Source organism: Pseudomonas sp. IT-P260, from assembly GCF_949768395.1.
In the GTDB taxonomy this organism is placed as follows: domain Bacteria; phylum Pseudomonadota; class Gammaproteobacteria; order Pseudomonadales; family Pseudomonadaceae; genus Aquipseudomonas; species Aquipseudomonas parakoreensis.
Genome location: NZ_CATKPO010000003.1, coordinates 104,104 through 125,088, shown reverse-complemented (window position 1 = coordinate 125,088; position 20,985 = coordinate 104,104). Strand labels below are relative to the sequence as shown.

Annotated in this window: 3 protein-coding genes; 1 reads left to right on the top strand and 2 read right to left on the bottom strand. The window is 64.5% G+C overall.

Going from position 1 to position 20,985, the window contains the following annotated elements; translation table 11 throughout:
* Positions 1–2 precede the first annotated feature (2 nt).
* Together ACM6HV_RS02610 and ACM6HV_RS02605 are read right to left on the bottom strand one after the other, a co-directional pair.
* Positions 3–13,016: an amino acid adenylation domain-containing protein gene (locus tag ACM6HV_RS02610; RefSeq protein ID WP_414903392.1), complete on the bottom strand. Its 13,014-nt coding sequence runs from the start codon at positions 13,014–13,016 to the stop codon at positions 3–5.
* A 244-nt stretch (positions 13,017–13,260) separates the two neighbouring features.
* On the bottom strand, positions 13,261–19,674 hold the full coding sequence (locus tag ACM6HV_RS02605) for an amino acid adenylation domain-containing protein (protein WP_414903390.1): 6,414 nt from the start codon (positions 19,672–19,674) through the stop codon (positions 13,261–13,263).
* 488 nt (positions 19,675–20,162) lie between these two features.
* Between ACM6HV_RS02605 and ACM6HV_RS02600 the strand changes: the two genes are divergently transcribed.
* Positions 20,163–20,957: a helix-turn-helix transcriptional regulator gene (locus tag ACM6HV_RS02600; protein ID WP_041067206.1), complete on the top strand. Its 795-nt coding sequence runs from the start codon at positions 20,163–20,165 to the stop codon at positions 20,955–20,957.
* Positions 20,958–20,985: the final 28 nt, after the last annotated feature.

Here is a 20,985-nt window from a genome sequence, read left to right as displayed (position 1 = left end):
GTTCACAGGACGATCTCCATTCGTTCGGTAATTGCGGCGTAGCCGGCCAGGGTCGGATGTTCGAACAGCGACCTGACATCGGCTTCCATGCCTTCCTGACGCAGCCGGCCGATCAGACTGACCGCCAGCAGCGAGTGCCCACCCAGTTCAAAGAAATGATCGTGGCGCCCTACCCGCTCGACGTTGAGCAACTCGGCCCAGAGCCGTGCGAGGGTGATTTCCACTTCGCCGACCGGGGCTTCATATTCGCGCACCGGCAATGCGCCCTGATCCGGCGCCGGCAGCGCCTTGCGGTCGAGTTTGCCGTTAGGGCTCAGCGGCAGTGCATCGAGATGCACGAACAGCGCGGGCACCATGTAGTCCGGCAGGTGCTCCAGCAGATGACTGCGTAGCACGTCGGTTTCCAGGCGTGCGCCGGTGTAGTACGCCACCAGACGCTTGTCCCCCGGCACGTCTTCGCGAGCCAGTACGGCGGCTTCCTGAATGCCGTCGATCTGGGTCAAACGCGCCTGAATCTCGCCGAGTTCGATGCGCAAGCCACGGATCTTCACCTGATCGTCGTTGCGGCCCAGGTATTCGATATTGCCGTCCGCCAGATAGCGGGCGACATCGCCGGTGCGGTACATTCGCCCATTGGCCTGGAACGGATCGTCGAGGAAGCGTTCGGCGTTCAGTTCCGGGCGATTCAGATAACCGCGCGCCACCTGCACGCCACCGATGTACAGCTCGCCGACCACGCCGTGGGGCACCGGTTGCTGCTGGGCATCGAGGATGTACATGCGGGTGTTGGCGATTGGTTTGCCGATCGGCGTGTTGTCCGGGGTTTGCTCCAGTGGTCCGGCGCAGTTCCACGCGGTGACGTCCACCGCTGCCTCTGTCGGGCCGTAGAGGTTGTGCAATTGGCTGCCCGGCAGTTGCTGCTTGAAGCGTCGCACCACGCTGCCCGGCAGGGCTTCGCCGCTGCACATCACCTGACGCAGACTGCTGCAACGTGCGGTGTCAGCGTGAGCGAGAAACACGTCGAGCATCGACGGTACGAAGTGCAACGTGGTGATGTGTTCGCGTTCGATGATTTCGCTGAGGTATTGCGGATCCTTGTGCCCCTCGGGCCGGGCCATGACCAATCGAGCGCCAGTCAACAGCGGCCAGAAGAATTCCCACACCGAGACGTCGAAGCTGAACGGGGTTTTCTGCAACACCGTGTCGCTGGCGGTCAGTTGATAGGCGTCCTGCATCCACAGCAAACGGTTGACCACCCCGCGATGCTCGTTGATCACGCCTTTCGGTTGGCCGGTGGAGCCGGAGGTGTAGATCACGTACGCGGTGTGCTGCGGGGTCAACTCTGCAAGAGAAAGGTTTTCCGTTGGCAGCGCTTGCCAATGCGGCTGATCCAGATCGATCACCGGCACGCCAACGTCACCGAGCAACGAACGCGTGGTTCCCTGCACCAGCACCGCCAGCGGCGCGCTGTCTTCCAGCATGTAGGCCAGACGCTCCAGCGGATACGCCGGGTCCAGCGGCACATAACCACCGCCGGCCTTGAGGATCGCCAACAGCCCGACCACCATGTCCAGACCGCGCTCGACGCAGATCGCCACCCGTGAGTCCGGCCCTACGCCCAATTCGCGCAGGTGCCGCGCCAGTTGATTGGCCCGGGCGTTGAGTTCGGCATAAGTCAGTTGCTGTTCATCAGCGACCACCGCTGGTGCCCAAGGCCTACGCGCCACTTGCGCTTCAAACAGACCATAAATCGTCTGCTCAAGGTTGTAATCGACCGCCGTGGCATTGAGGCCGAACAGCAACTGCTGACGCTCGGCATCCGCCAGCACCGGCAGGCGGTTCAAGGTCTGCTGCGGTGTCTGCTCCAGTGCCTCGACCAGCCCCGCCAGCGCCTGCTGCATAAAGCCACACACCCGCGCCGCGCCTATGCGCGAAGGTGTCATGGCGGTGAGGATAAAACCTTCGCCCAGGTCATCGACATTGAGACTCAGCGGATAGTTGGTGCGCTCTTCGCTGGAAAGATTTTCGATGCCCTGCCAGCTCAGACGCGTGGCCTGCTGCTGTTCCTCGCTGACGCTGTGCCGGTAATTGAGCATCGCGCTGAACAGCGGCGACGGCGCGGCGACCCCGCTGCAACGCTGGGCCAATGCCAGCGACGCATGTTCATGGCCGAGCAATGCCGTCAGTTGCGCATGGGTCGCACGTACCCCGGCACGCACCGAAACATCGCCCAGATCCACCCGCAGCGGCAGCGTGTTGATGAACATCCCCAAGCCGCGATCCGCGCCAGTACCGCCCTGCATCCGCCCCAGCAGCACAGTGCCGAACACCACGCGCGAATGTCCGGAAGTCGCCGCCAATACCTGAGCAAACGCCAAATGGAACAGGCTCGCGACGCTCACGCCCAGCTGCCGCGCCTGGCTGCGCAGGCGCCGCGCCAGCGCTTCGGGCACGTTCTCCCGGACTTCTTCGATATCCTGCCCGTCGCCGCGCACATCCAGCAGGCCAAACGGCAGCGTCGGCTCGTCGATGTCACCGAGCATCGCGCGGAAGAACGCTTCGTGTTCCTGCTCACTGACGCCCAGCCGGGTCTGCGCCACGTAGTTGCGATACGGCACGGCCGGCAGCGGTGCTTCGTCGTGACCAAAGAGGATCGCTTGCATTTCCTCCTGCACCACGGCCAGCGCCGTGTGATCCATGGCGATGTGATGGAACAGCAGCATGGCGACCACCCGGTCGTTGGCCGGATCCTGCGCGTACACCAGGCGAATCAGCGGCGCCTGACTGAGGTCGATGCGGTAATGACGCGCGTCGAAACGCTCATACAACTGCGCCAGAACATCACCGCCCGCCGGATCGAATGCAACCTCCTGCAGCGGCAGCTCGGCTTCGCGCCAGACCACTTGCACCGGCGTTGACAACCCTTCCCACACCACCCCGGTACGCAGAATGTCATGACGTGTCATGACCTGACGCAGCGCGGCGGCGAAGGCCTGCAAGCGTTCAAGGCTGTCGAATGCCAGGCGCGATTGCAGCAGGTATGGATCGCCCTGTTCGGCGCTCAAGTGGTGATAAAGAATGCCTTCCTGCAACGGCGCCAGCGGATAAATATCCTGCACATTGGCGGCACCGCCCGGCACCGTGGCAACGATACGCTCGATGCTCTGCTGATCCAGTTGCACCAGCGTCAGCATGTCTGGAGTGATGTGCGTGCAACCGTGCGGAATCAGGTTGGCCGGCACCGCCACTTCGCGACCGCTGCCGACGGCGGCGGCCAGCGCGGCGAGGGTCGGCTGGCTGAACAACACGCGCACGTCGGTGCTCAGGCCGAGCTGCCGCATGCGTTCGATCAGGGTCACCGCCAACAGTGAATGCCCGCCCAGTTCGAAGAAGTTGTCGTGACGTCCGACCTGTTCGACCTGCAGCACCTCGGCCCAGACCTGCGCCAGCGCGGTTTCCACCGGCCCTTGCGGGGCTGCGTATTCGCGGCTGAGCCAGGCGTCCTGATCCGGTTCGGGCAAGGCCTTGCGGTCGAGTTTGCCGTTGGCGGTCAACGGCAGCGCCGGCAGGCGCACGTAGGCGGCGGGCACCAGTGCCTGCGGCAAACGTGCTTGCAGATGCTGGCGCAGCTCTTCGATTTCTACCGCAGTGCGCGCGGTGAACCAGGCGATCAAGAGCGCCTCGCGCACCAGCACCACCGCGTCCTGCACCGCCGCATGGCTGGACAGCGCGGCTTCGATTTCCCCCAGCTCCACCCGCACGCCGCGCAGTTTGACCTGATCGTCGTTACGCCCCAGGTACTCGATATTGCCGTCGGTCAGCCAGCGCGCGAGGTCACCGGTGCGGTACATGCGCGCCTGCGGTTCGTCACTGAACGGGTCTTCGAGGAAGCGTTCGGCGGTCAGCTCGGGACGGTTCAGATAACCACGGGCGACACCCGCGCCACCGACGTACAGTTCGCCCGCCACGCCAACCGGCACCGGACGTTGCTGTTCATCGAGCAGGTAGATTCTGGCGTTGCTCATCGGCCGGCCGATATGCAGCAGCTGTCTGGCATTGATGTGCCCGGAGGTCGCGACCACCGTGGCTTCGGTCGGGCCGTAGTTGTTGATCACGGCAAAGGTCTGCTCACGCGGGAACTGGCGCAACTTGTCGCCCCCGATCAGCAGCGTGCGCAAGGTCGGATGCCCCAGTTCACGACTGAAGGCGTATTCGGCAATCGGCGTCGGCAGGAAGCTCACCTGCAACGGTTGCGCGCGCCACCAGTCGAGCAGTTCATCGAGGTGTTCGTTGCTGATCGACGGCGGTGGCAGGTGCAGGGTCGCGCCGACACACAGCGCCGGCCAGACTTCCCAGGCCATCGCGTCGAAACCGCAACCGGCGACGCTGGCGGTGTGGCTGCCGGCATGCAGGTCGAACGCCTCGCAGTGCCAGTGCACCAGGTTTTCCAGGGTCGCGTGTTCGACCATCACGCCTTTCGGCTGGCCGGTCGAACCCGAGGTGTAGATCACGTAGGCCAGATGCGCCGGGGTCAGCGTCGGCAGTTGTGGATTGGTCTCCGCCAGGTGCTGCCAGAGGTTCTGATCCAGATCGATCACCGGCACCCGGCCCAGCAGCTCGCGGGTCGCGCCCTGCGCCAGCACCGCCACCGGATCGCTGTCCTGCAACAGGTAGGCGATGCGCCCCGCCGGGTACGCCGGATCGACCGGCACATAACCGGCGCCGGCCTTGAGAATCGCCAGCAGCGCCACCAGCATCTGCGGGCTGCGTGGCAGGCACACGGCAATCCGGTCGTCTGGTTGCACGCCGAGGCCGAGCAAGTGATGCGCCAGTCGATTGGCCTGCTGATTGAGCTGCGCATAGGTCAGCTGTTGCGTGCCCTGCACCACCGCCAGTGCCTGCGGCTGCTGCGAGGCCTGCACTTGCACCAGTGTCTGAATCGTTGCACCGCGCGGATAGGCCGCTGCGGTCGGGTTGAAACCGACCACCAGGCGCTCGTATTCATCGACCGAGAGAATCGGCAAACGGTTGAGCGGACGCTGTGGCGCCTGCTCCAGTGCGTGCAGCAGATGCTCCAGCGCGGTGTGCATGTAGCCGCAGATGCGTTGCGCGCCGATCTGCGCCAGTGCCAGTACGGACAGGGAAAAGTCTGCGCCGAGATCGTCGACGCTGAGGGTCAGCGGATAGTTGCTGCGCTCTTCGCCGCCGAGCAATTGCACGCCTTCCCAGATGCCCTGACCGTCACGCGGCTGCGCCTCGGCGACGGTATGCCGGTAGTTGAGCAGTGCGCTGAACAGCGGCGCGCCGGACACCGCGCTACAGCGCTGGGCCAGAGCCAGTGGCGCGTGTTCATGGGCCAGCAGCGCGGTCAGCCGTGCGTGGGTGGTCTTGACCGCAGCGCTCACGCCTTCGCTGACATCCACCCGCAGCGGCAAGGTGTTAATGAACACGCCGAGGGTGCGATCCGCGCCTTCACCGCCCTGCAAACGACCCAACAGCACCGTGCCGAACACCACGTCGCGGCGGTTGGCAAGTACCCCCAGCACCTGCGCCCAGGCCAGATGCATCAGGCTCGCCGGGCTGACACCCAACTGCCGCGCCTGTTCACGCAGGCGCAGGGTCAATCCGGCATCGACAGCTTGCTGCGCCTCCTCGATGTCGCCGCCATCGCCTTGCACGTCGTGCAGACCGAATGGCAGGGTCGGTTCGTCGATATCGCCGAGCATGTCGCGGAAGAACGCTTCGTGCTCCTGCTCGCTGGCGCCCAGACGCGCCTGCGCCACGTAGTTGCGGTACGGCATCGGCGTGCCGAGGCGGTCGGCCTGATCGAACATGAACGCGCGCATTTCCTGGCCCACCACCTCCATGGCGGTGTGGTCGAGAATCAAGTGCTGGAACAGGATGATCGCCACCACCCGTTGCTGCGCCGGCTCCTCGGCATAGACGATGCGCATCAGCGGCGCCTGGCTCAGGTCGAGGCGGTTGTGTCGGGCATCGAACCGCGCGTGCAACTGTTCGAGAACGTCGCCCTGCGCCGGATCCAGCGGCACCGACTGTACCACCAGCGGCGCCTCGCGCCACACCACCTGATGCGGACTCGGCAAGCCTTCCCAGACCACGCTGGTGCGCAGAATGTCGTGACGGGCGACGACCTGCTGCAAGGCTTGGCTGAAGGTGCGCAGGCGCTCGACGCTGTCGAAGATCAGCCGCGATTGCAGCAGGTACGGATCGCCCTGTTCGGCGCTCAAGTGGTGGTAAAGAATGCCTTCCTGCAGCGGTGCCAGCGGATAGATGTCCTGCACGTTGGCAGCCCCGCCCGGCACGGTGGCGACGATGCGCTCGATGCTCGCTTGATCGAGTTCAGTCAGGCTGAGCATGTCCGGGGTGATGTGCGTGCAGCCCGGCGGAATGCGGTTGGCCGGCACCTCAATTTCGCGACCGCTGCCCACAGCGGCCGCCAATGCGGCCAGAGTCGGCTGATTGAACAACACGCGCACGTCGGCCGCGAGGTCGATCTGGCGCATGCGCTCGATCAGGCTCACCGCCAGCAGCGAATGCCCGCCCAGTTCGAAGAAGTTGTCGTGACGCCCGACTCGCTCGACGTTCAGCACGTCGATCCAGATCTGCGCCAGCGCGTTTTCCACCGCACCTTGTGGCGCTTCATATTCGCGGCTGAGCCACGCGCCCTGCTCCGGTTCAGGCAAGGCCTTGCGGTCAATCTTGCCGTTGGCGGTCAGCGGCAATGCATCCAGCCGCACGTAAGCCGCCGGCAACAGCGCATCCGGCAAGCGTGCCTGCAAATGCGTGTGCAACTGCTGAATATCGACCGCCGTGCGCTCGGTGAACCACGCAATCAGCCGCCCATCGCGAACCAGCACCACCGCTTCCTGCAGCGCAACGTGGCTGCCGAGCGCGGCTTCGATTTCACCGAGTTCGATACGCACGCCACGCAATTTGACCTGATCGTCGTTGCGCCCCAGGTACTCAATGTTGCCGTCGGCCAGCCAACGCGCCTGATCGCCGGTGCGGTACATGCGCGCCTGCGGCTCGTCGCTGAACGGATCGAAGAGGAACTGCGCAGCGCTCAGCTCGGGGCGATTCAGATAACCGCGCGCCACGCCCGCGCCGCCGACATACAACTCGCCCGCCACCCCCACCGGCACCGGACGCTGCTCGGCGTCCAACACATAGATTTTGGCATTGGCAATCGGCCGGCCAATATGCAGCGGCTGGTCCAGTTCGACCGGCCCCGAGGTGGCGACCACCGTTGCTTCGGTCGGGCCATAGTTGTTGATCACTTCAAAGGTTTGCTGGCGATTGAACTGACGCAGACGGTCGCCGCCAATCAGTAGCGTACGCAGGGTCGGGTGCTGCAATTGCCGGCTGAACGCGTATTCGGCCACCGGCGTCGGCAGGAAGCTGACCTGCAACGGCTGCGCGCACCACCAGTCGAGCAACTCGTCGAGATGTTCATTGCGGATCGACGGCGGCGGCAGGTGCAAGGTCGCGCCGACACACAGCGCCGGCCAGACTTCCCAGGCCATCGCATCGAAACCGAAGCCGGCGACGCTCGCGGTCTGGCTGCCGGCCTGCAAGTCAAAGGCTTCAGCGTGCCAGTGCACGAGGTTTTCCAGGGTCGCATGCTCGACCATCACCCCTTTCGGTTGTCCGGTGGAACCGGAGGTGTAGATCACGTAAGCCAGATGGTTCGGCGTCAATGCCGGCACCTGCGGATTGGCATCCGACAGGTGCTGCCAGAGGTCGCTCTCCAGATCGATGACCGGCACGCCACCGAGCAGATCGCGAGTCGAGGCCTGCGCCACGACCGCCACCGGGGCGCAGTCCTGCAACAGGTAGGCGATGCGTTCCGCCGGATACGCCGGATCAACCGGCACATAACTGGCGCCGGCCTTGAGGATCGCCAGCAGCGCCACCAGCATGTCCGGACTGCGCCGGGCGCACAGGGCGACCCGGTCATCGGGCTGCACCCCAAGGCCAATCAGGTGATGCGCCAGACGATTGGCCCGCTGATTGAGTTCGCCATAGCGCAACTGCTGCGCACCTTGCACCGCCGCCAAAGCCTCGGGGTGCGCGGCCGCCCGGGCCTCGAACAAACGCTGCACGGTTTGCGCCGGCGGGAAGTCGCGACCGGTGATATTAAAGCCGACCAGGACCCGCTGCCGTTCACTCGGCGACAGCACCGATATCTGCCGCACGGGTGTTGCTGGCGAGTGCTCCAGAGCGGTCAGCAAGTTGTGCAGCGCGGTCTGCAAGTAATCGCAGACCCGCGCACCATCCACCTGCGGCACCGCCTGCACGCTCAGGCGAAAACCTGCGCCGAGGTCATCGACGCTGACCACCAGCGGATAGTTGCTGCGCTCGCGCGAGCTGAGAATCTCGATCCCGTCCCAGTTCACACCTGCCGTTTCGGTCGCGCTGTGGCGATAGTTGAGCAAGCTGCTGAACAGCGGCAGCGACGCGGCAACACCGCTGCAACGCTGGGCCAGCGACAGCGAGGCCTGCTCATGCGCCAGCAGTTGCGCCAGACGTTCATGGGTAGCGCGCACGCCTTGCTGCACGGCGGTCGCGCCGACGCTGACCCGCAGCGGCAAGGTGTTGATGAACATGCCGAGTGCGCGATCGGCGCCCTCGCCGCCCTGCATGCGCCCGAGCAACACGGTGCCGAATACCACTTCCTCACGGCCCGAGACCTTTGCCAGCACCTGACCCCAGGCCTGGTGCACCAGACTCGCGGCGCTGATGCCGAGGCGGCGCGCCTGCTCGCGCAAACGCTGGGCCACGCTAGAATCCAGCGCCTGCTCGCTGTCGACAATGCTGCTGCCGTCGCCATGCACGTCCTGCACACCGAAGGCCACGGTCGGCTCGTCGATGTCGCCGAGCATGTCGCGGAAGAACGCTTCGTGCGCTTGGGTATCGGCGTGCTGTTGCGCCTGCGCCACGTAGTAGCGGTACTGCACCGGCATCGGCAACTCGGCACCGCTCGGCTGCAGACTGTCGTTCATTTCCGCGAGCAGCACTTCCAGTGCGGTGTGGTCGAGCACGATGTGGTGCAGCAACAGGATGCCGACCCAGCGCTGCTGTTCACGGTCTTCGGTGTAGGCCAGACGCATCAGCGGCGCGCGGCGCAGGTCGAGGCGGTAGTGCCGTGGATCGAACCGCGCCTGCATCTGCGCCAGCACATCGCCCTCAATCAGGTCGGCATCGACCCGTTCCAGCGCCAGCGGCGCCTCGCGCCAGACCACTTGCACCGGCTCTTCAAGCCCTTCCCAGACCACGCTGGTGCGCAGGATGTCGTGGCGCGCGATCACCACGTTCAGCGCGCGAACAAAGGCCTTGATCTGCGCCAGTCCGGCGAAGGCGAATTGCGCCTGCAACACGTAGGGGTCACCGGCGCTGGTCGCCAGATGGTGATAGAGGATCCCCGCCTGCAAAGGTGCCAAGCCGTAAATGTCCTGAACATTGGCGACGCCGCCGGGCACGCTGGCGACCACGCGGTCGATGGCGGCCTGATCCAGCGTGGCCAGCGGCAGCATGTCCGGGGTGATCCGCGTGCAATCGGCAGGAATCAGATTCTCCGGCACCTGCCGGGCGTGACGGTGACTCAAGGTCGCCGCCAGTGCTGCCACGCTCGGCTGACCGAACAGCACGCGCACGTCGCACTGCAAGTCGTGCTGGCGCATGCGTTCGATCAGTTTCACCGCCAGCAGCGAATGGCCGCCGAGTTCGAAGAAATTGTCGTGCCGCCCGACCTGCTCGACAGCGAGCAGGCTCTGCCAGATGCCGGCGATCAGAGTTTCCACTGGCCCCAGCGGGGCTTCGAAACCGCGTCGGGCGAAGGCATCGCTGTCCGGTTGTGGCAAGGCTTTGCGATCAAGCTTGCCGTTGGTGGTCAGCGGTATGGCGTCGAGGCGCACAAAGGCACTCGGCACCATGTAGTCGGCCAGCGATTGCAACAACGCGTCGCGCAATTGCGCGGCGCTCGGTTCAGTGCCTTCGGCGGCCAGCCAGTAGGCGACCAGACGCTTGTCACCGGGACTGTCTTCACGAGCGATCACCAGCGCTTCGCGCACACCGGCGCAGGCGGCGAGGCGAGCTTCAATTTCACCCAGTTCAATGCGGAAACCCCGAATCTTCACTTGATCGTCGTTGCGCCCCAGGTATTCGAGGCTGCCATCCGCTGACCAGCGCGCGAGGTCACCGGTCTTGTACAGGCGCGCTGCAGAACGGCCGCTGAACGGGTCGGCAATAAAGCGCTCGGCGGTCAGCGCCTCGCGGTTGAGGTAGCCGCGGGCAACCCCGGCGCCACCGACGTATAACTCGCCGATCACGCCGACCGGCACCGGTTCGCGCTGCGCGTCGAGCACGTACAGTTGCAGGTCGGGGATGCCGACGCCAATTGGGCTGCGCCCGACCAGTAATGCGTCCGCTGCCTGCAGTGGGCGATAGGTGACGTGCACCGTGGTTTCAGTGATGCCGTACATGTTCACCAGCCGCGTACCGGCATTGCCAACCCGCGCGTACCACGGTTTGAGCAGGCCCGGTTCCAGCGCTTCGCCGCCGAAGATCACTTCGCGCAACGAGTGCTGCAACGGGCTGCGACCCTGCGCGGCGATCAGTTGACGGAAAGCGCTCGGGGTCTGATTGAGCACGGTGACGCCAGTGCGGCAGAGCAGCGCGTAGCAGTCGTCCGGCGAGCGGCTCACGGCCTGCGGCACCAGCAACAACTGGCCGCCGAACGCCAGCGCGCCCCAGATTTCCCACACCGAGAAGTCGAAAGCGAAGGAATGGAACAGCGCCCACACATCCTGCGGGTTGAAGTTGAACCAGTCGTGGGTTGCCGAAAACAGGCGCACCACGTTGCGGTGTTCGACCATCACGCCTTTGGGCAGCCCGGTGGAACCGGAGGTGTAGATCACGTAGGCGAGATGATTTGGGGTCAGCTCGGGAATCTGCGGATTGCTGCTGAGTTCAGCCTGCAACTGCAGGCTGTCCAGATCGATGATCGGCACGTTAAGCGCGCCAACCCGGTCCAGCGTATCGGCCTGAATCAGCACCGCCACCGGGGCGCTGTCCTGCAAGGTGTAGGCGATGCGCTCCAGCGGATACGCCGGGTCGATTGGCACATAACCGGCGCCCGCCTTGAGGATACCGAGCAGGCCGATGATCATCTGCGGGCCGCGCTCGACGCAGATCGCCACGCGCTGATCCGGGCGAATTCCCTGTGCCAGCAGGTGATGCGCAAGCTGATTGGCGCGGCGGTTGAGCTCGCCGTAGCTCAGTGTCTGCTCCTGGAACAGCAGCGCTGTGGCCTCCGGGCGTGCCGCCGCATGCGCTTCGAACTGCTGATGGATCAACGGCGTTTCCGGGAATTGCGGCAACGGCGAATTGACCCCGTGCACCAAGAATTCGCGCTCGGCGGCCGGCAGGATATTCAGGCGTTGCAGCGGCGCATCCGGAGTCGATTGCAAGGCCTGCAGCAAGCTGTGCAACGCGGTGTGCAGGTAAGCGGCGATGCGTTGCGCGCCCAGCGCCGCATCCGCCAGCGCAGTGATGCGCAAGTCTTCGCCGAGGTCGTCGATGTTGATCGTCAGCGGGTAGTTGGTGCGCTCGCGGGCGCCCAGCACTTGCACGCCAGGGGCCAGTTCGCTGACCTCGGCGATCTCATCACTGCTGCTGTGGCGATAGTTGAGGATCGCGCTGAACAACGGCGTCGGCACCGCCACCGCACTGCAACGCTGGGCCAGTGCCAGCGAGGTCTGTTCATGGCCGAGCAACGCAGTCAGGCGTCGATGGGTGGCCAGCACCCCGGCACGCACGCCGTCCGCCCCGACATCCACCCGCAGCGGCAAGGTGTTGATGAACATCCCCAGCGCCTGTTCGCCGCCCTCACCCGCCTCCATCCGCCCCAGCAACACGGTGCCGAACACCACAGCGGTGCGGCCCGACAACTGGCCGAGCACCCGCGCCAGCGCCAGGTGCATCAGGCTGGCGACGCTGACGCCGAGCTGACGCGCCTGGCCGCGCAGTTGCCGGCTGAAGTCGGTGTCGAGCATCAGCACAGCTTCTTCGATGCTTTGGCCGTCGCCTTGCACATCCTGCAAACCACAGGGCAAGGTCGGCTCGTCGATGTCGGCGAGCATCTCGCGGAAAAAACCTTCATGGGATTTTTCGTCCAGGCCCATGCGCGCCTTGGCCAGGTGATCACGGTACGGCACCGGCGGCCCGACCTGCGCGGTCTGGCCGAGCAGATGCGCGCGGGTTTCGCGGCGCACCACGTCGAGGGCGACGTGGTCCATGATCAGGTGGTGGAACAGCAACAGCGCGACCACGCGCCCGTTGGCCGGATCCATGGCGTACACCAGACGCAGCAGCGGCGCCTGCTGGATGTCGAGGCGGAAGAACCGTGGGTCGTGGCGCTCCAGCAGTTGCGTCAGGACATCCGCGCCCGGGTCGAGGGCCATTTCCTCGCAGTGAAGACGAGCCTGCCGCTGCACCACTTGCAGCGGTTCATCCAGGCGTTCCCAGACGAACGAGGTGCGCAGAATGTCGTGGCGTTCGATCATCCACTGCAACGCCTCGGCGAAGGCCTCCAGCCGTTCGCGGCTGTCGAAGGCGAATCGGGCCTGCGACACGTAAGGATCGCCGGCGGCTGCCGACAGGTGCAGATAAAGCATGCCTTCCTGCAGCGGCGCCAGCGGGTAAATGTCCTGCAGGTTGGCGGCGCCGCCGGGCACCCTGGCCACCAGCCGGTCGATGGTCGGCTGATCCAGCGTCACCAGCGGCAGCATGTCCGGGGTGATGCGAAACGCCGGGCTCAGCCAGTCGCCACCATGACGGATGACCAGTTCCAGCAGCTGCGCCTTGTGTTCGCTGAGGCTGTCCCACAACGCATCGTCCAGCGCGTCGTCGCTGCCCAGAATGACCAGGTCTTCATCTTCCTGTTGAAGGCGGATCGCATGGGTGGAAAGAACAGCCATCAGTTCGCTGAAATGCATGGGATAACCTGCTGTAAATACGAGAAAAAGGAGCGCGCAGCCGCGAGTCCGTGCCTGCTGCGCGCAGCCTGGAAAAGCTAAAACATCGGGGCTTGCGGGGCTGACATGGGAAGCGGGGACAAGCGTCCGGCTCGGTCGCCGCAATCACCCTGTAGGAGCTGCCGCAGGCTGCGATCTTTTGATTTGGCTTTTAACAGCAAGATCAAAAGATCGCAGCCTGCGGCAGCTCCTACAGGGTTCGGCGTCAGAGCCGGCGTTTGCGGGCTAGGCTCGGGATGGTGGTTGGCGGGATCACCACTTGCTGCGCCTCGGGTGTGGTGCTGAGCGCCAGCGCCGCCAGGGTCGGCTGGCTGAACAGCGCCCGGGCGTCGGTGTGCAAACCGCTCTGGCGCATGCGCGCCACCAGACTCACCGCCAGCAACGAGTGCCCGCCCAGTTCGAAGAAGTTGTCCTGGCGACCAACCTGTTCGACGCCCAGCACCTCGCCCCAGATTTGCGCCAGCGCGGTTTCGACTTCACCCTCGGGCGCCACGTAAGGCCGGTTGATGACGGCATCGGCCCCCGGCTCCGGCAGGGCCTTGCGGTCGATCTTGTCGTTTGGCGTCAGTGGCAAGGCGTCGAGCAGCACAAACGCGCCGGGCACCATGTACTCCGGCAAACGCTCAAGTACATGCGCGCGCAAGCCCTCCAACGATGGGGCGTCGATGCCGGCGCGCACGGTGTACCAGGCCACCAGACGCTCATCGCGCACCATCACCACCGCTTGGCGAATCGCTGGATGTTCGATCAACTGTGCCTCGATTTCTCCCGGTTCCAGACGCAAGCCACGCAGCTTGATCTGGAAGTCGTTGCGACCAAGGAATTCCAGCTCGCCGTGATTGTTGTAGCGCGCCAGATCGCCGGTGCGGTACAGGCGATCACCCGCCACAAACGGGCTGTCGATGAAGCGTTCGGCCTGCATCTCCGGCAAACCGTGATAACCGCGCGCCACCCCGACGCCACCGATGTGCAACTCACCGCTGACGCCTTGCGGTACCGGTTGACCGTAGGCATCGAGCACGTACAGACGGGTGTTGCTCAACGCCTTACCGATCGGCACCACGTTGTCCGGCACCGGCATGTCCGGCTCCAGCGTCCAGCCGGTGCTATCCACCGTGGTTTCGGTCGGGCCATAAACGTTGTGCAAACGCACCCACGGCAGGCGTGTTCGTACCTGACGCGCGAGCGCTGCGCTGAGTTCGCCACCACCGTTGAGCACATCGGTCAGGCTGGTGCACTGCTCGACACCGTCCTGTTCAATGAACTGCTGCAACAGCGCCGGCACGAACTTGACCACCGTCACTTGATGCTCACGAATGCTCTGCACCACATACGCCGAGTCACGATTGCCGTCCGGCCGCGCCAATACCAATCGCATCCCGGAACACAGCGGCCAGAAGATCTCCCACACCGAGCTGTCGAAGCTGAACGGCGCTTTTTGCAGCAGCGCGCCGTGCTCGGTCGGCGGGGAAATCTGCGAACCCCAATGCACCATGTTGCAGGCGCTGCGATGCTCGATCATCACGCCCTTCGGCAGCCCGGTAGAACCCGAGGTGTAGATCATGTAAGCGAGGTTCGAAGCACTCAGACCCGGCACTTGAAGGTTGCCTGACGGCTGCTGTTCCCAACTGCCGTGATCCAGATTGATCATCGTCACACCCGGCTCACCCAGCAATTGCCGTGTGGGGCCATGCACCAACAGTGCGACAGGCGCGCTGTCCTGCAACATGTAGTTCAGGCGCTCCAGCGGATAGTCCGGATCCAGCGGCACATAAGCGCCGCCGGCCTTGAGAATTCCCAGCAGACCGACCACCAGATCCAGCCCGCGCTCGACACAGATCGCCACCCGCGCATCCGGTTGCACACCGAGTTCGCGCAGGTGATGGGCCAGACGATTGGCGCGCTGATTGAGCTCGAGGTAAGTCAGGGTTCCCTGCGCGGATTGCAGCGCGATGGCGTCCGGCTTACGCCGCACCTGTGCTTCGAACAACGCGTGCAGTGGCTGGTCCAGCGGACAATCGACCTCGGTGGCGTTGAACGTGATCAGCAAACGTTGCAACTCCTCGGCTTGCAGGATCGGCAAACGGTTCAACGGCTGTTGCGGGGTCTGCTCCAAGGCCTGCAGCAAACCGTGCAACGCGGCTTGCATGTAGCCGCAAATCCGCTGCGCGCCGATCTGCGCCACGGCCCTGCCGGTCAGGCGCAAGCCGTTGCCAAAATCATCCACGCTCATGGTCAGCGGGTAATTGGTGCGCTCCTCGTTGGCCAGGGTTTCGATGCCCTGCCAGGCCTGACTGGACGGCTCCAGCAATTCGGCTTCGTCACTGTGCCGGTAGTTGAGCAGCGCGCTGAACAACGGCGACGGCGAAGCAACGCCACTGCAGCGCTGGGCCAGTGCCAGCGACGCGTGCTCATGCCCGAGCAGCGCGGTCAGCCGCGCATGGGTGGCGCGCACGGCGTCGAGCACCCCGGCATCGACATCGATGCGCAACGGCAAGCTGTTGATGAACACGCCCAAGGCCCGGTCAGCGCCCTCGCCGCCTTGCATGCGCCCCATCAGCACCGTGCCGAACACCACACGCTGCTGGCCGGACGCCGCCGCCAGCACCCGCGCCCACGCCAGATGGATCAGGCTCGCCACGCTGACCCCGGCCTGGCGCGCCTGGGTGCGCAACCGCTGATAGACGTTCGCCGGCAGGGTTTGCTGCGCTTCGTCAATGCCGCGTCCGTCGCCCTGCACTTCCATCAGCCCGAATGGCAGGGTCGGCTCGTCGATGTCCGCCAGTTGCGCACGGAAAAACGCCTCGTGTTCCTGCTCGCTGACGCCCAGCCGCGCCTGCGCCACGTAATTGCGATACGGCACTGGCGGCGCCAGCGCCACAGTGTGTCCGCACAGGCTGGCCTGCAGCTCGCCGCGCATCACTTCAAGGGCGATGTGGTCCATGGCCAGATGATGGAACAGCAGAATCCCCACCACTCGCTCCATAGCCGGATCACGGGCATACACCAGACGCAGCAACGGCGCCTGACTGACGTCGAGGCGATAACGCCGGGCGTTGAAACGCGCGTGCAACTGTTCAAGGATCGGCCCGTCACGCGGATCAAGCTCGACCTCCTGCAACGGCACAATCGCCTCGCGCCACACCACTTGCACCGGGCTGGCCAGGCCTTCCCAGAGCACCGAAGTGCGCAGAATGTCGTGGCGCGCCATGACCTCGCGCAGCGCCGCAGCGAAGGCCTCGACGCGCTCAAGACTGTCGAACGCCAGTTGCGACTGCAGCAGGTACGGATCGCCCTGCTCAGCGGTGATGTGGTGGTAGAGAATCCCCTCCTGCAACGGTGCCAGCGGGTAGATGTCCTGCACGTTAGCGGCGCCACCCGGAACGCTGGCGACGATCCGCTCGATGTCCATCTGTTGCAGTTGTACCAGCGGCAACATCGCCGGCGTGATGTGCGTGCAATCGGCGGCGATGCGGTTGGCCGGCACTTCGATTTCCCGCCCGCTGCCGACCGAAGCGGCCAGTGCAGCGAGCGTCGGCTGGCTGAACAGCACGCGCACGTCGCTGCTCAGATCGAGCTGACGCATGCGTTCGATCAGCATCACCGCCAGCAACGAATGCCCACCCAGTTCGAAGAAGTGATCGTGACGCCCGACCCGCTCCACTTGCAGGACTTCGGCCCAGATCTGCGCCAGGGCGATTTCGACCTCGCCTTGCGGTGCCTCGTATTCGCGGCGGATCAAATCTCCTGCCTCGGGCGCGGGCAGCGCCTTGCGATCAACCTTGCCGTTGGCGGTTAGCGGCAGCGCCGGCAGACGCACGTAGGCGTTCGGCAGCATGGCGCTGCTCAGGCGGGTTTTCAGGTGTGCGTGCAGTTCATTGATGTTCAACGGCACCCGCTCGGTGAACCAGGCCAACAATTGTCCGTCGCGCACCAGCACCACCGCTTCGCGCACCGCTGGATGGCTGGTGAGTGCGCTCTCGATTTCCCCCGGTTCGATGCGCACGCCACGGACTTTCACCTGATCGTCATTGCGCCCCAGGTATTCCAGATTGCCGTCGGCGCGCCAGCGTGCGAGATCGCCAGTGCGATACATGCGCGCCCCCGGTTCAGCGCTGAACGGATCACGCAGGAAGCGCTCGGCGCTCAGGTCGGCGCGGTTCAAATAACCGCGAGCCACGCCGGCCCCGCCGATGTACAACTCGCCGCTCACGCCCAGCGGCACCGGTTGCTGCTGTTCATCCAGCAGATACACCGTGGCATTGCTCACCGGTTTGCCGATGTGCAGCGCCTGCCCGGCGTCGATGCGACCCGAGGTCGCCACCACGGTGGCTTCGGTCGGCCCATAGTTGTTGATCACTTCGAAGGATTGTTGACGCGGGAACTGGCGCAGGCGATCGCCACCGATCAGCAGCGTGCGCAACGTCGGGTGAGCGAGTTGGCGGCTGAACGCGTATTCGGCGATGGGGGTCGGCAAAAAGCTCACCTCCAGCGGCTGCGCACACCACCAGTCGAGCAGCGCATCGATGTCTTCGCCACCCTCGCTGACCGGCGCCAGGTGCAGGGTCGCGCCCACGCACAGCGCCGGCCAGACTTCCCAGGCCATCGCGTCGAAACCGAAGCCGGCCAGGTTTGAGGTATGGCTGCCGGCGCGCAGGTCGAAAACGTCAGCGTGCCAATCGACCAGATTGCACAGGGTGCGATGCTCGACCATCACCCCCTTGGGCAGGCCGGTTGAACCAGAGGTGTAAATCACATAAGCGAGGTTGGCCGGGGTCAGCCCCGGCACCTTCGGCGCGCCGACAGGCTCGACGGGCCAGCTCGGCTGATCCAGCTCGATCACCGGCACCGACAGCGCCGGCAAATGCCCGCGCAGCGCACGCTGGGTCAGCACCGCGATGGGCGCGCTGTCCTCCAGCAGATAGCTCAGGCGCTCGGCCGGATGCGCCGGATCCAGCGGTACATAAGCGGCGCCAGCCTTGAGAATCGCCAGCAGCCCGACCAGTGTGTCGAGCCCGCGCCGGGCGATGATCGCTACCCGGTCATCCGGGCGCACACCGAGGTCGAGCAGATGATGAGCGAGCCCATTGGCGCGTTGATTGAGTTCGATATAGCTCAGGCATTGCCCTTGAGCAACCGCCGCCAACGACTGCGGCCGCAGCATCGCCTGCGCTTCGATACGCTGCGCAAGGGGGGTCGGCGCCGGGTAGTCCACCCGCGTGGCATTCCACTGTTGCAGCAGCGCGGTTTCCTCGGGCGTGCTCAGGTCGAAATCCGCCACCGGCAGGTCAACCGCCTCCAGCCCCTGCTCCAGAATCAACAACCAGCGTTCCGCCAGAGCCTTGACTTGATCGGCGCTGAAATACGCCTCGCTGTAGATCAGGTACAGCCGCGCATCATCATTGGCAAGGTTGCTCAGCAGGTGCACCGCCAGCGGTGTGGCCTCCTCGACGTTCGAGGCCTTGATGATCCGCCCCGATGCCTCGCCGTAGCGATAATCGTGAGTGCCCTGTTCGTAGGACACCGTGACCTCGAACAGCTGCGAGCGCTCTTCGCGCAGCAAACCCAGGGCGCGGTTCATTTCACTCACGGGGAAGCGCTGATGGCGGAAATCCTTGCGCAGCTCATCACGGATCGCGCTCACCAGTTCAGCGAAGGTAGATTCGCGACCGAAACCCATGCGCACCGCGCTGACCTGGGCGAACAGCCCGAGGGTGGATTTGAAGCGCGCACCCGAGCGGTTGAGAATCGGCAATCCAACTACCCATTCGTCACGCTGCGCGGTACGGCTGAAGTAAACATGCAGCGCCGCCAGCAACACATGGAACGCCGACGCGCCGAACGCTCGGGCCACCTGCTGCATGCGCTCATGCAGCAACGCCGGCAAGGGCTGCGCGTAGACCTGCGTCTGCGCGGTCTGACCGGCCAGACTCTGCTGATGCCGTGGCAGCAACAGCGGCTCGGGCAATTGTCGGTACTTGTCCAGCCAGTAGGCGCGATCCTGCGCATAACGCGGCGACGCTAGGTAGCGCGCATTGTCTTCGATGAAGTCGATGTACGACGGCGCCGCGACTGGTGCCGGTTGGCCGTGCGCCAGCGCGTTATAGATCTCGTCCAGCGACTTGAACATTTCGCCAAAGCTCCAGCCATCGAAGATCAAGTGATGAGCCTGCACGGCTAACCAATGTCGCTGGTCATTGAGATGGATCAACTGAAAGCGGAACAGGCAGCCGCCGTCCAGCACGAAGGGTTGATCGATGCGCGCCTGAACCAACAGTCGCGCCGCCGATTCAGGCTCGCCGTGCGTCGACACATCGTGGATCGGCATCGGCACCGCGACTGACCGGGCAAACTGCTGCAGTGGCAAGCCTGTTGCACCGGCGCCGGGCAACAGCACCGTGCGCATTGCGTTATGCCGGGCCACCAGCGCTTCCAGCGCGGCCTGCATCCGGGCCGGCTCCAGCGGGCCACTGAGGTCCATGTAGCCGCCGATGTTGTACAGCGGCGAATCACCGCGACTCAGCTGATCCAGCCAGATATCCAGCTGCGCAGCGGTCAGCGGATACGTCTGGAGCGATGCGGACGGCGTGGCCACCGCAGGGGCGGAAATAGGCGGCATAAGATCCTTCTCAGGTGATTTTGCGCCTATTCAAGCATCGGCCCCGAGGCCGGCATGACACCTGAAACCCGGACAACCTCGTCCCCCGCGCCGGCCAGTCCGCGCTTGAACAGCCTGATTGGGTGGGAACACACTAAAAGTTCGGAGAGGAAATACTGAAATTCTTGTAGGAAAAATGCCACACGCTGACGCCGCCATCGACCAGCGCAGTCAGTACATGAAAACGTAACTGCCTCGGTTTTCAAGCCTTTGCCGTGACCGAACAGTCACGCAAAGCGCGACCTCTGTACCAGGCAGCGTCAGAAGCCCGGCGCCAACTTTCAGAAATGATGGCACTTTGTGTCCCTGTTTTCCCCTACAGACGTAGGACAAATCCATAGGCTTAAATCCCGCCCCAGATCAGTTTCAAGGAGAGACGATTGCGTGGGCGGCTTTTGCATCAACAGCGGACGATTCGGTGATGACTCGGAACCAGGGATGACAAGGATATGAATCTGACCGGCAGCATTCGCAACATGGAAAACCCGCACTTCTACTGGCAACTGGGGGAACTGATTGCCAGCACCGGCGATGATCATTTCGCCAATAACCTGTTCCAGTTGGTCGACACCCTGGTGCCGGTCAATCGCGTCGATCTCAGCGAGTGGACGCTGGACGAGCGTCAGGCCAGCGTGGTCGAGATCAAGGCGCTGGGCAGTGCCGGCCTGCCGCAGACCTTTCCGCCGCCAGACCCGTTGACGAGTCCGGACGATCATCCGCTATTGCAGAAGATGATCGAGATGAATGATTCCCTGCTGATTCAACTCAAAGCCTCACTCCAGCCCCGCCATCCGCAGCACAGCGTGCACCAGTGCAATCTGGTGTCGCGCACCTCAAACCGCCGTTGTGTCATCTCGTTCTACCGACCGCATACGCAACGGGTGTTTTCCCTGCCGGAGCTGTCGTTTCTCAAAAGCCTGTCCGACACCCTGTTGCCGCTGATTGAACGGCACGCGCAACTCAGTCGACAGATCGTCGCCAAACAACCGCGCCTGCCCCTGGCCGATCTGGAGCAGGCGCCGTTGCAGCAGGTGTTCGACGAGCGCCTGGCGCTGGGCGCCATTGTCCTCTCGGCCCGGGAAAAGGAAGTCTGCCTCGGTCTGCTGACCGGCGGCACCGTGCCGCAACTGGCCGAGCAGCTGCGGGTCAAGAGCAGTTCGGTCGAGACCTACCTCAAGCGTGCCACCGCCAAACTGGGCGTCAGCGGACGGCATGGCCTGGCGCGCTGGATGGCGGGGGCGTAACAGCGAAGTCAGGCTTCAACGGTGTTCG

Excerpts from the sequence above, each read along its gene's own strand:
- ACM6HV_RS02610 (WP_414903392.1), bottom strand. The coding sequence starts at position 13,016 with ATGCATTTCAGCGAACTGATGGCTGTTCTTTCCACCCATGCGATCCGC.
- ACM6HV_RS02605 (WP_414903390.1), bottom strand. The coding sequence starts at position 19,674 with ATGCCGCCTATTTCCGCCCCTGCGGTGGCCACGCCGTCCGCATCGCTC.
- ACM6HV_RS02600 (WP_041067206.1), top strand. The coding sequence starts at position 20,163 with ATGAATCTGACCGGCAGCATTCGCAACATGGAAAACCCGCACTTCTAC.